This is a genomic window from Pseudomonas sp. lyk4-R2A-10, assembly GCF_030209075.1.
Lineage (GTDB): Bacteria > Pseudomonadota > Gammaproteobacteria > Pseudomonadales > Pseudomonadaceae > Aquipseudomonas > Aquipseudomonas glycinae.
Genome location: NZ_JARVSR010000011.1, coordinates 308,418 through 321,947, shown reverse-complemented (window position 1 = coordinate 321,947; position 13,530 = coordinate 308,418). Strand labels below are relative to the sequence as shown.

The window sequence follows — 13,530 nt, the reverse complement described above, 5'->3', positions numbered from 1 at the left end:
TTTTTACTCATCAGATCTCAATGCAGGATCTGACTCAGGAACAGCTTCGTACGATCATTCTGAGGATTGTCGAAGAAGTCGTTCGGTGTCGCCTGCTCGACGATTTCGCCCTTGTCCATGAAGATCACGCGGTTGGCCACGGTGCGGGCGAAGCCCATTTCGTGGGTCACGCAGAGCATGGTCATGCCGTCTTCGGCCAGGCCGATCATGGTGTCGAGCACCTCTTTCACCATCTCCGGGTCGAGTGCCGAGGTCGGTTCGTCGAACAGCATGATTTTCGGTTTCATGCACAGTGCGCGGGCGATCGCCACACGCTGCTGCTGACCGCCGGACAGTTGCCCCGGGTACTTGTGCGCCTGCTCCGGAATGCGTACGCGTTCCAGGTAATGCATGGCGATTTCCTCGGCCTTGCGTTTGGGCATCTTGCGCACCCACATCGGCGCCAGGGTGCAGTTCTGCAGGATGGTCAGGTGCGGGAACAGGTTGAAGTGCTGGAACACCATGCCGACTTCACGGCGGATCGCTTCGATCTGCTTGAGGTCGTTGGTCAGCTCCACGCCATCGACCACGATGCGGCCCTGCTGGTGCTCTTCCAGACGGTTGAGGCAGCGGATGGTGGTGGATTTGCCGGAACCCGACGGGCCGCACAGCACGATACGCTCACCCTGACGCACGTTGAGGTTGATGTCTTTCAGCACGTGGAACTGGCCGTACCACTTGTTCACGCCCTGCATCTGAATGATGCCTTCAGGGCCCACTGGCTTTTTGATTGCTTCGCTCATCGAAAAAACTCCTAACGCTTGTGGCCAGTGTCGAGCTTGCGTTCCAGGTGCATGGAATAGCGCGACATACCAAAACAGAAAATCCAGAACACCAGGGCGGCGAACACGTAGCCTTCGGTGGCCATGCCCAGCCATTTTGGATCGGCAGCGGCTTGCTTGACGCTGTTGAGCAGGTCAAAGAGGCCGATGATGATCACCAGGCTGGTGTCCTTGAACAGCGCGATGAAGGTGTTGACGATGCCGGGAATCACCAGCTTCAGGGCTTGCGGCAGAATCACCAGGCCCATGGCGCGCCAGTAACCGAGGCCCATCGCGGCCGCGGCTTCGTACTGGCCTTTGGGGATCGCTTGCAGACCGCCGCGCACCACCTCGGCGACGTACGCCGACTGGAACAGGATCACGCCGATCAGCGCCCGCAGCAGCTTGTCGAAGTTCATGCCTTCGGGCAGGAACAGCGGCAGCATCACCGAGGACATGAACAGCACCGTGATCAACGGCACGCCGCGCCAGAACTCGATGAAGGTCACGCAGACCACACGAATCGCCGGCATGTTCGAACGCCGGCCCAGCGCCAGGACAATCCCCAGCGGCAACGCACCGGCGATGCCGACAGTGGCGATCACAAGGGTCAGCATCAGACCGCCCCACTGGCTGGTCGCCACGGTGTCGAGGCCGAAGACGCCGCCATGCAGCAGGCACCAGGCAACAATCGGGTAGACCACCAGGAAGCTCAGGCCGTACACCGCCTTGTGCGCCACGCGCTTGATGAACAGTGGCGCCACGCCGATGACCGCCAGCCACACGGTCAGGTCCACGCGCCAGCGCAGTTCCGGCGGGTAGTAGCCGTACATGAACTGGCCGAAACGCTGCTGGATGAAGACCCAGCAGGCGCCTTCCTTGGTGCAGTCGGCACGGGTGGTGCCGACCCAGTTGGCATCGATGATCGCCCAGCTGAGGATCGGCGGAATCACCAGATAGATCAGGTAGAACGCGAACAGGGTCAGCAGGGTGTTGAGCCAGCTGGAGAACATGTTCGCGCGGATCCACGCCATCGGGCCGAAGACCTTGGCCGGCGGTGGCATGTCGGGTTTGAAAGTATGAGTACTCATGCGCTATTCCTTACCGCTCGATCAGCGCGATGCGCTTGTTGTACCAGTTCATCAGCAGGGAAATGCTGATACTGATCGCCAGGTACACGCTCATGGTGATGGCAATGACTTCGATCGCCTGACCGGTCTGGTTCAGCACGGTGCCGGCGAACAGCGAAACCATCTCCGGATAACCGATACCGGCCGCCAGCGAGGAGTTCTTCGCCAGGTTCAGGTATTGGCTGGTCAGCGGCGGGATGATGACCCGCAGCGCTTGCGGAATGATCACCTTGCGCAGGGTCGGGCCGTTGCGCAGGCCGAGCGAATGCGCCGCCTCGGTCTGGCCATGGCTGACCGACTTGATGCCCGAACGCACGATCTCGGCGATGAACGCTGCGGTGTACACCGTCAACGCCAGGGTCAAGGCCAGCAGTTCCGGAATCAGCACCCAGCCACCGACGAAGTTGAAGCCTTGCAGCTTCGGCATTTCCCAGTGCACAGGTGCACCGAAGATCAGCGCGCACAGCGCCGGGATCACCAGGAACAGCGCCAGGCCTGCCCAGAACTTGTGGAATGGCTCGCCGGTGGCTTCAAAGCGCTTGTTGGCCCAGCGGCTCATCAGCACGATGGCGACGATGGCCACCACGATGCTGACCACAAACGCCCAGAAGCCGTCGGCCATTTGCGCGGCCGGCATGTTCAGGCCACGGCTGCTGACGAAGAAGGTATCGCCGAAGTTGTGGCTGTTGCGCGGCCCCGGCATGGTCAGGAACACCGCGAAGTACCAGAAAAGAATCTGCAGCAGTGGCGGGATGTTACGGAAAACCTCCACGTACACCGTTGCCAGTTTGGCAATGATCCAGTTCTTCGACAGACGTGCCACGCCGACGATGAAGCCGAGGATCGTGGCCAGGATCACACCGATGAACGTCACCAGCAGCGTGTTGAGCAGGCCGATGACAAACACCCGGGCATAACTGTCCGCTTCGGTGTAGGAGATCAGGTGTTGAGCGATGCCGAACCCGGCACTGCGCTCGAGAAAGTCGAACCCCGAAGTGATACCCCGGTGTTGCAGGTTGGTCTGGGTGTTATCGAACAGATACCAGCCCAGGGAGACCACCGCCACGATGGTGATGATCTGAAATACCCACGCACGCACTCGTGGATCGCTGAGGCTGAGCCTCTGCTTTGGTGCGCCGATTGAATTTTGCATGAAGTGCCCCGGAAATAATGGAACAGAACGTCACCCGGCAGTTGGCCTGCCGGGTGACAGAACCATCAGCGCACTGGTGGTGCGTATTGAATGCCGCCGTTGTTCCACAGCGCGTTCAGGCCGCGGTCGATTTCCAGCGGAGTGCTCTTGCCGAGGTTTTTCTCGAAGATTTCGCCGTAGTTGCCGACTTGCTTGACGATCTGTACGACCCAGTCCTTCGGCAGTTTCAGGTCTTTGCCGTATTCGCCGTCTGCGCCGAGCATACGAGCGACATCCGGGTTCTTGGTGGATTTGGCTTCAGCTTCGACGTTCTTCGAAGAGATGCCGGCTTCTTCGGTGTTCAGCAGCGCGTAGCCAACCCAACGCACGATGGCCAGCCACTCGTCGTCGCCGTTACGCACGACCGGGCCCAGGGGTTCCTTGGAAATGGTTTCCGGCAGAACCACGTAGTCCTTCGGCGAAGCCAGCTTGCTGCGCTGGGCGAACAGCTGGGACTTGTCGGAGGTCAGCACGTCGCAACGACCGGATTCCAGCGACTTGGCGCTTTCATCGGAGGTGTCGAAAGTGATCGGGGTGTATTTCAGACCGTTGCCGCGGAAGTAGTCGGAAACGTTCAGCTCGGTGGTGGTACCGGCCTGGATGCAGATGGTTGCACCGTCCAGCTCTTTGGCACTCTTCACGCCCAGCTTGTTGTTTACCAGGAAGCCGATGCCGTCGTAGTAGGTAATGAAGCCCGGGAATTTCAGGCCCATGCCCGCGTCACGGGAGCTGGTCATGGTGGTGTTGCGCGACAGAATGTCGATCTCGCCCGACTGCAGCGCGGTGAAACGCTCCTTGGCGTTCAACTGACTGAACTTGACCTTGGTCGCATCGCCGAACACGGCAGCGGCCACGGCGCGGCAGACGTCAGCATCGATACCCACGATCTTGCCGGTGGAATCCGGAACCGAGAAGCCTGGCAAGCCATCGCTGACGCCGCACTGCACGAATCCTTTCTTCTTCACTGCATCCAGGGTTGCACCCGCCTGAGCGAACCCGCTGACACCCAGTACTGCAGCAGCAGTCACGATCGCCAGCGTGGATTTCAACATCTTCATTCAAACCTCCAGTTTTGCTCTTGTTGTGTCGGAGCTTGAGTCCAGTCGCACCCTTTTGAGGCGTTGTTGACCCGTGTTGGCTTTTTTTGGGGTCAACCGACGCAGGACCTTCGCTATGAGTCTAGTAGGAGACAATCCACATCATGGACAACTCACTTCTCACCAGTCGGCCGAACGGGCGGTAGCCCTTTCACGTTCGCTAAGCCCGTTGCGGCCATTGGCGAACATCCATCACCGGATTCTTTGCTATCCCGTCGCCAGGCGTTCACTGATAGTGTTACCGCCAGGCGCGAGATCGATTGCACGACTACCTCATAGCAAAGCCCGTACCACACCGGCTGCTGAAGCGATTGAGTGACACGTCAATAGCAAAACTTGCAGCCTTGCGACATCTTCTTAACGGATCAACCGGGCGCGCACGCAAATCACGCACTCAATGAGAGCGCCCGCACACAATTGGAGCAGCCATGACCGAGCCCTTGATTCTTCAGCCTGTTAAGCCCGCAGACGCCTGCGTGATCTGGCTGCACGGCCTCGGCGCCGACCGCTACGACTTTCTGGCGGTGGCCGAAGCGCTTCAGGAAAGCCTGCTGAGCACGCGTTTCGTCCTGCCCCAGGCGCCGACCCGTCCGGTGACGATAAATGGCGGATATGCCATGCCGAGCTGGTACGACATCAAGGCGATGAGCCCGGCCCGGGCGATCGACCGCGATGAGCTGGAAGCGTCTGCCGATCGCATCATCGAATTGATCGAAGAACAGCGAAGCAGCGGAATAGACGCCTCGCGGATTTTCCTCGCCGGTTTTTCCCAGGGCGGCGCCGTGGTCTATCACACCGCATTCCTGAAGTGGCAAGGGCCATTGGGTGGGGTACTGGCACTATCGACATACGCGCCGACCTTCAGTGATGAACTGGAGTTGTCCGCCAGCCAGCAGCGGATTCCGGTGCTGGCGCTGCACGGCCAGTTCGACAACGTGGTGCAGAACTCGATGGGACGCACGGCTTATGAGTATCTCAAGGCCCATGGTGTCACCGTGACATGGCAGGAATACCCAATGGAGCACGAAGTGTTACCCGAAGAAATTCGCGACATCGGCACATGGTTGAGCGAACGCCTGCGCTGACAATTGCGACAGGGGTCGCCCTTTGATCATCCCACTACGCCGCGCCCGTTTCTTGCATTACACTGGCCGGCGTACATTCCTTAACCAATTGATGAGATGACCGTGCTCAAAGCACTCAAGAAAATGTTCGGTAAAAGCGAGGCTGAGCAGCTCGCGCCAGTCCCCACTGCGCCGTCGCACGCCGCCGGTCATCGCAACGATGCCAGCAAGGCCGACCGCCAGACGCCCGCCACGCCCCCAAAGCAAGAACCGAAACCCGCTCCAGCTGCCGCGCCCGCCACCGAGCCGGCCCGCAGCGAAACACCGAAACCGGCCAGACCACGTCGCGAACCCAAGCCCAAGGCGCCGGTGATTCCCTGGAAACTCGAAGACTTCGTCGTCGAGCCCCAGGAAGGCAAGACCCGCTTCCACGATTTCAAACTCGCCCCGGAACTGATGCACGCCATCCACGACCTGGGTTTCCCGTATTGCACACCGATCCAGGCCCAGGTGCTGGGTTATACCCTCGCCGGCAAAGACGCCATCGGCCGCGCACAGACCGGCACCGGCAAGACCGCCGCGTTCCTGATCTCGATCATCACCCAGCTGCTGCAGACCCCGCCGCCGAAAGAGCGCTACATGGGCGAACCACGGGCGCTGATCATCGCGCCGACCCGCGAGCTGGTGGTGCAGATCGCCAAGGACGCCGCCGACCTGACCAAGTACACCGGTCTCAATGTCATGACCTTCGTCGGCGGGATGGACTTCGACAAGCAGCTCAAGCACCTCGAAGCGCGCCATTGCGACATCCTCGTCGCGACCCCGGGCCGCCTGCTTGACTTCAACCAGCGCGGCGACGTGCACCTGGACATGGTCGAAGTGATGGTGCTGGACGAAGCCGACCGCATGCTCGACATGGGCTTCATCCCGCAGGTCCGGCAGATCATTCGCCAGACCCCGCCGAAAAGCGAACGCCAGACCCTGCTGTTCTCCGCGACCTTCACCGATGACGTGATGAACCTCGCCAAGCAGTGGACCACTGATCCTGCGATCGTCGAAATCGAGGTCACCAACGTGGCCAACGAAAACGTCGAGCAGCACATCTACGCGGTGGCCGGTGCCGACAAATACAAACTGCTCTTCAACCTGGTCAACGACAACGGTTGGGAGCGTGTGATCGTGTTCGCCAACCGCAAGGACGAAGTGCGTCGTATCGAAGAACGCCTGGTGCGTGATGGCATCAACGCCGCGCAGCTGTCCGGCGACGTGCCGCAGCACAAGCGGATCAAGACGCTGGAAGGCTTCCGCGAAGGCAAGATCCGGGTGCTGGTCGCCACCGACGTGGCCGGTCGCGGTATCCACATCGACGGCATCAGCCACGTGATCAACTTCACTCTGCCGGAAGTCCCGGACGACTACGTGCACCGCATCGGCCGTACCGGTCGCGCTGGCGCCGACGGTGTGTCGATCAGCTTCGCCGGTGAGGACGACTCCTATCAGTTGCCGTCCATCGAAGAAAAACTCGGTCGCAAGATCAGCTGTGAAACACCGCCGACGCATCTATTGCGGGCGGTTGAGCGCAAGCGTCCACAGTAAGCGCCGCCAAAACTAGAAGCGCAGCCGGCAACGGACTGCGCTTTTTTTTCGCCCGGATATTGTTCAATAATACTAAAAGTCCATAATAGACAAATTAGTTTATAAACAGTCTTCGGAGTCCGGCATGTCCAGTACGCCTTACGTGATCGACCAAACCCAGGCCCGCGAGCTGCTGGCCCGAATCGATGTGCCGCAGATCCTGCGCAAGCTGTTCCGTGATCTGGCGGCCGGAGACGCGGTGCAACCAGCACAGCAACTGGTGGAATTCCCCCAGGGTGCCGGGGATTTCATCAACTATCTGGGCGTATTGGCACAAGACGGCGTGTACGGGGTCAAGACTTCGCCGTACATCGTTCGCGAACAAGGCCCGCTGGTGACGGCGTGGACGCTGCTGATGTCGATGCAGACCGGCCAGCCGCTGCTGCTCTGTGATGCCGGCGAACTGACCACTGCCCGTACCGCTGCGACCACGGCCGTGGCGGTCGATGCCCTCGCCCCGTTGAACGCCACGCGTCTGGCAATCATCGGCAGCGGCAAGGTCGCCCAGGCGCACCTGCATTACGTCAAGATGTTGCGCGACTGGCAGAGCATCAGCGTGTACTCGCCTACCTTGAGCGAAGACCCGGCAACCATCCGCCAACTGCAAGCCCTCGATCCACGTGTGACCATTGCCGACAGCCGTGAAGCCGCCATCGCCGAGGCCGACGTGATCATGCTCTGCACCTCGTCCGCAGGGCCTGTGATCGACCCGGCAAACTTGAGCAAACCGGCGCTGATCACCTCGATCAGCACCAACGCACCGCGCGCCCATGAAGTGCCGCCACAGAGCCTCAACGACATGCAGGTGTTCTGCGACTATCGTCTGACCACCCCGGGCTCGGCCGGCGAGATGCTGATTGCCGGCGAACAGCATGGCTGGGACAGCAGCGCGATCCTCGGTGACCTGGCAGATCTGCTCAGCGCAAAAGTGCAGCGCCCCGATTACCACCGCCACGTGTTTTTCCGCTCCATCGGTCTGGGCCTGGAAGACATCGCCCTGGCCAACGCCGTATACCAATTGCAGCGCTGACACCGGAGATTTTCATGAGTCATGCAGATTTCATCATCATCGGCGGCGGGATTGCCGGCGCGTCCACCGGTTTCTGGCTGTCGCAGCACGGCAAGGTCGTGGTGCTGGAGCGCGAGTCGCACCCGGCTTATCACTCGACCGGGCGTTCGGCTGCGCTGTTCACCGCCGCATACGGCACTCCGCAGGTTCGGGCGCTGACCCAGGCCAGCCGTGAATTCTTCGACCATCCGCCCAGCGGCTTCTGCGAACACCCGCTGCTGACTCCACGCGGAGAAATGACTGTCGACTTCACGGGTGACGCCGCCGAGCTGAACAATCAGTACCTCAGCGCCAAAGCCACGGTGCCGGAAATGCAGCTTCTCAGCGCGGATGAAGCCTGCGCGCGGCTGCCGATCCTGCGCCGGGAAAAAGTCCATGGCGCGATCTACGACCCGACCGCCAGCGACATCGACACCGACGCCCTGCATCAGGGTTATCTGCGCGGCATCCGTCGCAACAACGGCCAGGTGCAGACCGATTGCGAAGTGCTCGGACTGAGCCGGGACGCCGACGGCATCTGGCACGTGCAGACCAACGGCCAGACCTTCAGCGCGCACATCGTGATCAACGCAGCAGGCGCCTGGGCCGACAAGATCGGTGCCCTCGCCGGCGCCAAGCCGCTGGGCCTGCAACCGAAACGCCGCGCGGCGTTCATCTTCGCCGGCCCGGAAGGCGTGGACATTCATCACTGGCCGATGCTGGTCAGCCTCGACGAATCCTTCTACATGAAGCCCGACGCCGGGATGTTCCTCGGCTCCCCGGCCAACGCCGACCCGGTGGAGCCCCACGACGTGCAGCCGGAAGAACTGGACATCGCCATGGGCATTTACCAGATCGAGGAAGCGACGACCGTGACCATCCGCCGCCCGACCCGCACCTGGGCCGGGCTGCGCAGTTTCGTCGCCGACGGTGATTTGCTGTCCGGGTTCGATCCGCAGGTGCCGGGGCTGTTCTGGGTCGCGGCCCAGGGCGGTTACGGTATCCAGACCTCACCGGCCATGGGCATGGCCAGCGCGGCGTTGGTGCGTGGCGAATCGCTGCCCGACCATCTCAAGCAGTTCGGCCTGACAGCCGCCATGCTCGCCCCTGCCCGCCTGGCCTGACCGTCCACCCGGATGACGCGCCCGACGGATTGCGGCACACTCGCAACGCCCCTGGATCACGGGGGCGTTGACGTTGCCTGGAGCTACACAGTTATGACCGCCCCCGAACACACGCCCGAGTTGCATGACGCCGCGCTGGATAACTACCACGCCATCGCCGATGCCATCGCTACGCTGTTCTTTCCCCACGCCGAAGTGGTGCTGCACGACCTGCGCACGCAGAAGGTCGACTACATCGCCAATAACCTGTCGAAACGGGTGATCGGCGATGAATCATCGCTGGAAGACATGCTCAGCGACGACGTCAGCGAACGGAACATCGGCCCGTACGAAAAGCTCAATTGGGACGGTCAGAAGATTCGCAGCCTGAGCACCGTGCTGCGCGACAGCGAAGGTCATCCGCTGGCGGTGCTGTGCATCAACCTGAATATTTCGCTGTTCGAGAATGCCAAGGCTGCGCTAGACCTGTTCCTCTCGCCGAGCAAACTGATCCCGCAACCGGACTCGCTGTTTCGCGATGACTGGCAGGAGCGCATCAACACTTTCCTGCACGCCTGGCTACGCGAGCGGCAACTGAGCCTGAACCTGCTGACCCGCGATCACAAACGCGAACTGGTATTGGCGCTGCACGCCGAGGGGGCGTTCAAGGGCAAGAGCGCCTCGAACTATGTGGCCAATGTACTGAACATGGGGCGGGCCACGGTGTACAAGCATTTGAAGGAATTGAAGGGCTGAAACCGTGCAGCCTGCGAAGGCTGCACGGTTTTCAGATTCAGTCGCCGTAGATATCGGACTTGAAGTACTTCTCGGAAATCTTCTGGTACTCGCCACTGGCGCGAATACCGTCGATGGCAGTGTTCAACTGGCTGACCAGTTCTGTGTTGCCCTTGCGCACCGCAATCCCCGCGCCCTCGCCCACGTACTTCGGATCCTTCAGCTCAGGCCCGACAAACGCGTAACCCTTGCCGCGCGGCATCGACAGGAAGTCGGTCAACGGGATGGTGTCGGCGAAGATCGCATCGAGACGCCCGGCCGCCAGGTCCATGTAGATTTCTTCGTTGTTGCCGTAACGCTTGACGTTGATGCCCTTGGGCTCGAACACCTCGGTGGCGTAACGGTCGGTGGTGGTCGCACGCTGCACGCCGACGGTTTTGCCCTTGAGGCTGGCGTACTGGTCATCGACGCTCGCGCCCTCCTTCATCACCAGCCGCGACGAGGTGAAATAGTACTTGTGGGTGAAGTCCACCGACTTCTTGCGGTCTTCATTGATGGTCATGGACGACAGCGCCATGTCGATTTTCTTCACTTTCAGGGAAGGAATCAGACCGTCGAACTCACCCTCGACCCACACGCACTTGACCTGCATTTGCGCGCACAGGGCATTGCCGATGTCGTAGTCAAAACCGACGATTTCACCCTTGTCGGTTTTCGAGGCGAAGGGCGGATACGCCGCTTCGATACCGATACGCAGGGTTTTCTCGGCGGCGAACGCGCTGCTGCACGCCAACAGGCTCAGCGCCAGACCGGTAATGAGGGGGAATTTCTTCATGTTCGTTCTCTCGCGGGTTGTTGTTGGTTTGGCAAGACAGAAGAAAAAGCTGAAACGGGAACAGGCCTTTTTTGTACTTGTAAATCCATACTGGACTTTTACGTACAAGCCGTCAATTGAACAAACACCATCGGCGTCAGCCGATGGTCGGGAGTCGAGGGGAGATTGATCGGGGGGAGGAATTACTGCTTCCAGCGATCCGCCGCCGCATGATCGCTGTCACGGCCTTCGACCCAGCGCGGGCCGTCGCTGGTGTTCTCTTTCTTCCAGAACGGCGCGCGGGTTTTCAGGTAATCCATGACGAAGGCGCAGGCGTCGAACGCCGCCTGGCGGTGGGCACTGGCGGCGGCGACAAACACGATCGGTTCACCCGGTTCCAGCGCGCCGATGCGGTGCAGCACTTCCAGCTTCAACAGCGGCCAGCGCTGCTCGGCCTCCAAGGCGATCTTGCCGAGGGCCTTTTCGGTCATGCCCGGATAGTGTTCGAGGAACATCCCGGCGACATCGAGGCCATCGTTGAAGTCGCGCACGTAGCCGACAAAACTCACCACCGCGCCGACGCCGACATTCGCCGCGTGCATCGCGTTGACTTCAGCGCCAGGATCGAACGGTTCGGACTGCACCCGAATGCCCATGGCTCAGCCTCCGGTCACGGTGGGAAAAAACGCCACTTCGTCGCCGTCCACCACCGGCTCGTCGAGCTGGCAGAGGTCTTCGTTGCGTGCGCACATCAGGTTCTGTTCGCTCAGCACCTCGGCGCCCTCACGCTGCGCCAGCAACGCACGAACATCATCGACGGTGGCGAAATCACCCTCGACCTTCACCGAATCCACGCCCAGCGCCTCACGGTAACGGGCAAAAAACTTCACGGTCAGGTTCATGGCTGCTCCGCCTGGAAATGCCCGCTCTTGCCGCCGACTTTCTCCAGCAGGCGCACACTTTCGATGGTCATGCCGCGATCCACGGCCTTGCACATGTCGTAGATCGTCAGCGCGGCGACGCTGGCGGCGGTCAGCGCTTCCATCTCGACACCGGTCTGCCCGGACAATTTGCAGCGAGCCACGATGCGTACCGTGTCATCGCCTTCGGCGCTGAGTTCGACCTTGACGCCGGTCAGCATCAACGGATGGCACAGGGGAATCAGGTCACTGGTTTTTTTCGCCGCCTGAATGCCGGCAATGCGCGCCACGGCGAACACGTCGCCCTTGGGATGGCCGCCGCTGACGATCATCTGCAGGGTGTCGGGCAGCATGCGCACCAGCGCTTGGGCCGTCGCTTCACGGAACGTCACGGCTTTTTCGGTGACGTCGACCATGTTGGCGCGACCTTGGGAATCGAGATGAGTCAGCACGGGATTACTCCTGATCAGGAGCGTCGATTGTAAACCTGGGGGTCAGAATTGCGCACATAAAAAACCGGGCGACTTTGCAGTCGCCCGGTTCGGTTTGACGGTTACAGATGCGATTCGGCGTATTCGGCCAGGATCGAGCGAGGCACCCCTTGCAGGGTGATGTGCACCCCGTTGGGGAAATCCTTGAAGCGTTCGGTCAGGTAGGTCAGCCCGGAACTGGTCGCGGACAGGTAAGGGGTGTCGATCTGTGCCAGGTTGCCCAGGCACACCACTTTGGAACCGGCGCCGGCCCGGGTGATGATGGTTTTCATCTGGTGCGGCGTGAGGTTCTGGCATTCGTCGATCAGGATCAGGCTCTGCTGGAAGCTGCGACCGCGAATGTAGTTGAGCGATTTGAACTGCAACGGCACTTTGCTGAGGATGTAGTCGACGCTGCCATGGGTGTTTTCGTCATCCATGTGCAAGGCTTCGAGGTTGTCGGTGATGGCGCCCAGCCAAGGCTCCATTTTTTCCGCTTCAGTGCCGGGCAGGAAGCCGATTTCCTGGTCCAGGCCCTGCACGCTGCGGGTGGCGATGATGCGGCGATAACGCTTGCTGACCATGGTCTGCTCGATCGCAGCGGCCAGCGCCAGAATGGTTTTACCCGAGCCGGCGGCGCCGGACAGGTTGACCAGGTGAATGTCCGGATCCAGCAGCGCGTACAGCGCCAGGCTCTGATAGATGTCCCGTGGCTTGAGGCCCCAGGCTTCCTGATGCAACAGCGGTTCCTGGTGCAGGTCGAGGATCAGCAGCTTGTCTTCTTCGATTTCCTTGATCCAGCCGACGAAGCCCTGCTCATCAATGATGAACTCGTTGATGTGCACGGCGGGCAGGTTGTCGATCAGTTGGACCTGATGCCAGGTGCGGCCGTGGTCCTGACGGGTTTCGACCTTGCTCACGCGGTCCCAGAAAGAGCCGGTCATGTTGTGATAGCCGTTGGGCAGCAGGGACACGTCGTCGACCAGTTGGTCGGTGCTGTAGTCCTCGGCGTCGATCCCGCAGGCGCGCGCCTTGAGGCGCATGTTGATGTCTTTGGTGACCAGCACCACCGGTTTGCTCGGTTCGCGGGTGTGCAGGTCGATCAGCTGGTTGATGATTTTGTTGTCGTTCAGATGCTCGGGCAGAATCAGGTTCGATTCGGCCTGTTTGCTCATCAGAATCGACAGCAAGCCCTTCGGGCCGCCCTTGCCGCGCTGGATCGGCACGCCCTGTTCGACGTCATCGGGTGAGGCATCGCCCAGGGTCTTGTCGATCAGCCGGATCGCCTGACGGCACTCGGCGGCCACGCTGTGATGCCCGCTCTTGAGCTTGTCCAGCTCTTCAAGCACGGTCATCGGGATCGCGACATGGTGTTCTTCGAAATTCAGCAGGGCGTTCGGATCGTGAATCAGTACGTTGGTATCGAGTACATAAAGGATTGGCTGGTTGGAGGAAGGGCTACGTCCGTGATCATCCATACTCGGTCACCTTTGTGGGAGCCATTCGACGCAATACCTCGGCG

The 13,530-nt window shown here is 60.7% G+C and carries 14 protein-coding genes; 5 read left to right on the top strand and 9 right to left on the bottom strand.

What is annotated here, in order from left to right; translation table 11 throughout:
* Positions 1-17: 17 nt before the first annotated feature.
* From QRN46_RS18560 to QRN46_RS18545, 4 genes are all read right to left on the bottom strand, one after another.
* Positions 18-782 (bottom strand): amino acid ABC transporter ATP-binding protein, encoded by a 765-nt coding sequence (locus QRN46_RS18560; protein WP_285356428.1) that lies wholly within the window; start codon positions 780-782, stop codon positions 18-20.
* An 11-nt stretch (positions 783-793) separates the two neighbouring features.
* On the bottom strand, positions 794-1,891 hold the full coding sequence (locus QRN46_RS18555; protein ID WP_262158466.1) for an amino acid ABC transporter permease: 1,098 nt from the start codon (positions 1,889-1,891) through the stop codon (positions 794-796).
* A gap of 10 nt (positions 1,892-1,901) precedes the next feature.
* Positions 1,902-3,083, bottom strand: a complete 1,182-nt coding sequence (locus QRN46_RS18550; protein ID WP_285356424.1) for an amino acid ABC transporter permease — start codon at positions 3,081-3,083, stop codon at positions 1,902-1,904.
* A gap of 65 nt (positions 3,084-3,148) precedes the next feature.
* Positions 3,149-4,180, bottom strand: a complete 1,032-nt coding sequence (locus QRN46_RS18545) for an amino acid ABC transporter substrate-binding protein (protein WP_011332571.1) — start codon at positions 4,178-4,180, stop codon at positions 3,149-3,151.
* Between the two features lie 467 nt (positions 4,181-4,647).
* On the opposite strand from QRN46_RS18545, the gene QRN46_RS18540 reads away from it, so the two are divergent.
* The 5 genes from QRN46_RS18540 to QRN46_RS18520 all read left to right on the top strand — a co-directional run bounded on the left by QRN46_RS18540 (position 4,648) and on the right by QRN46_RS18520 (position 9,825).
* The gene (locus tag QRN46_RS18540; RefSeq protein ID WP_285356422.1) at positions 4,648-5,304 is read left to right on the top strand and encodes an alpha/beta hydrolase; all 657 of its coding nucleotides are present in this window, start codon (positions 4,648-4,650) and stop codon (positions 5,302-5,304) included.
* A gap of 96 nt (positions 5,305-5,400) precedes the next feature.
* A complete protein-coding gene (gene rhlB / locus QRN46_RS18535) occupies positions 5,401-6,879 on the top strand; it encodes an ATP-dependent RNA helicase RhlB (RefSeq protein WP_011332569.1) in 1,479 nt (492 codons plus the stop codon).
* Positions 6,880-7,003: 124 nt separating this feature from the next.
* Positions 7,004-7,948, top strand: a complete 945-nt coding sequence (locus tag QRN46_RS18530; protein ID WP_285356419.1) for an ornithine cyclodeaminase family protein — start codon at positions 7,004-7,006, stop codon at positions 7,946-7,948.
* Positions 7,949-7,962: 14 nt separating this feature from the next.
* On the top strand, positions 7,963-9,090 hold the full coding sequence (locus tag QRN46_RS18525) for an NAD(P)/FAD-dependent oxidoreductase (protein ID WP_285356417.1): 1,128 nt from the start codon (positions 7,963-7,965) through the stop codon (positions 9,088-9,090).
* Between the two features lie 93 nt (positions 9,091-9,183).
* A complete protein-coding gene (locus QRN46_RS18520) occupies positions 9,184-9,825 on the top strand; it encodes a helix-turn-helix transcriptional regulator (RefSeq protein ID WP_007957327.1) in 642 nt (213 codons plus the stop codon).
* 37 nt (positions 9,826-9,862) lie between these two features.
* Here QRN46_RS18520 and aotJ read toward each other — a convergent pair whose 3' ends face one another.
* The 5 genes from aotJ to QRN46_RS18495 all read right to left on the bottom strand — a co-directional run bounded on the left by aotJ (position 9,863) and on the right by QRN46_RS18495 (position 13,486).
* Positions 9,863-10,639, bottom strand: a complete 777-nt coding sequence (aotJ, locus tag QRN46_RS18515) for an L-arginine-binding protein AotJ (protein WP_011332566.1) — start codon at positions 10,637-10,639, stop codon at positions 9,863-9,865.
* Positions 10,640-10,821: 182 nt separating this feature from the next.
* On the bottom strand, positions 10,822-11,274 hold the full coding sequence (gene moaE, locus QRN46_RS18510) for a molybdopterin synthase catalytic subunit MoaE (RefSeq protein ID WP_011332565.1): 453 nt from the start codon (positions 11,272-11,274) through the stop codon (positions 10,822-10,824).
* Between the two features lie 3 nt (positions 11,275-11,277).
* Positions 11,278-11,520, bottom strand: coding sequence for a MoaD/ThiS family protein (locus tag QRN46_RS18505; RefSeq protein WP_085608143.1), 243 nt, complete (start codon positions 11,518-11,520; stop codon positions 11,278-11,280).
* The gene (gene moaC, locus QRN46_RS18500) at positions 11,517-11,990 is read right to left on the bottom strand and encodes a cyclic pyranopterin monophosphate synthase MoaC (RefSeq protein ID WP_064382454.1); all 474 of its coding nucleotides are present in this window, start codon (positions 11,988-11,990) and stop codon (positions 11,517-11,519) included. Before moaC ends, QRN46_RS18505 begins: the two co-directional genes overlap by 4 nt.
* 101 nt (positions 11,991-12,091) lie before the next feature.
* Entirely contained in the window at positions 12,092-13,486 is a 1,395-nt protein-coding gene (locus QRN46_RS18495; RefSeq protein WP_011332563.1) for a PhoH family protein, read from the bottom strand.
* Between the last annotated feature and the right edge of the window lie 44 nt (positions 13,487-13,530).

Bases quoted from the DNA above. Each gene is read 5' to 3' on its own strand.
- QRN46_RS18560 (WP_285356428.1), bottom strand. From the start codon at position 782: ATGAGCGAAGCAATCAAAAAGCCAGTGGGCCCTGAAGGCATCATTCAG.
- QRN46_RS18555 (WP_262158466.1), bottom strand. From the start codon at position 1,891: ATGAGTACTCATACTTTCAAACCCGACATGCCACCGCCGGCCAAGGTC.
- QRN46_RS18550 (WP_285356424.1), bottom strand. From the start codon at position 3,083: ATGCAAAATTCAATCGGCGCACCAAAGCAGAGGCTCAGCCTCAGCGAT.
- QRN46_RS18545 (WP_011332571.1), bottom strand. From the start codon at position 4,180: ATGAAGATGTTGAAATCCACGCTGGCGATCGTGACTGCTGCTGCAGTA.
- QRN46_RS18540 (WP_285356422.1), top strand. From the start codon at position 4,648: ATGACCGAGCCCTTGATTCTTCAGCCTGTTAAGCCCGCAGACGCCTGC.
- rhlB (WP_011332569.1), top strand. From the start codon at position 5,401: ATGACCGTGCTCAAAGCACTCAAGAAAATGTTCGGTAAAAGCGAGGCT.
- QRN46_RS18530 (WP_285356419.1), top strand. From the start codon at position 7,004: ATGTCCAGTACGCCTTACGTGATCGACCAAACCCAGGCCCGCGAGCTG.
- QRN46_RS18525 (WP_285356417.1), top strand. From the start codon at position 7,963: ATGAGTCATGCAGATTTCATCATCATCGGCGGCGGGATTGCCGGCGCG.
- QRN46_RS18520 (WP_007957327.1), top strand. From the start codon at position 9,184: ATGACCGCCCCCGAACACACGCCCGAGTTGCATGACGCCGCGCTGGAT.
- aotJ (WP_011332566.1), bottom strand. From the start codon at position 10,639: ATGAAGAAATTCCCCCTCATTACCGGTCTGGCGCTGAGCCTGTTGGCG.
- moaE (WP_011332565.1), bottom strand. From the start codon at position 11,274: ATGGGCATTCGGGTGCAGTCCGAACCGTTCGATCCTGGCGCTGAAGTC.
- QRN46_RS18505 (WP_085608143.1), bottom strand. From the start codon at position 11,520: ATGAACCTGACCGTGAAGTTTTTTGCCCGTTACCGTGAGGCGCTGGGC.
- QRN46_RS18495 (WP_011332563.1), bottom strand. From the start codon at position 13,486: ATGGATGATCACGGACGTAGCCCTTCCTCCAACCAGCCAATCCTTTAT.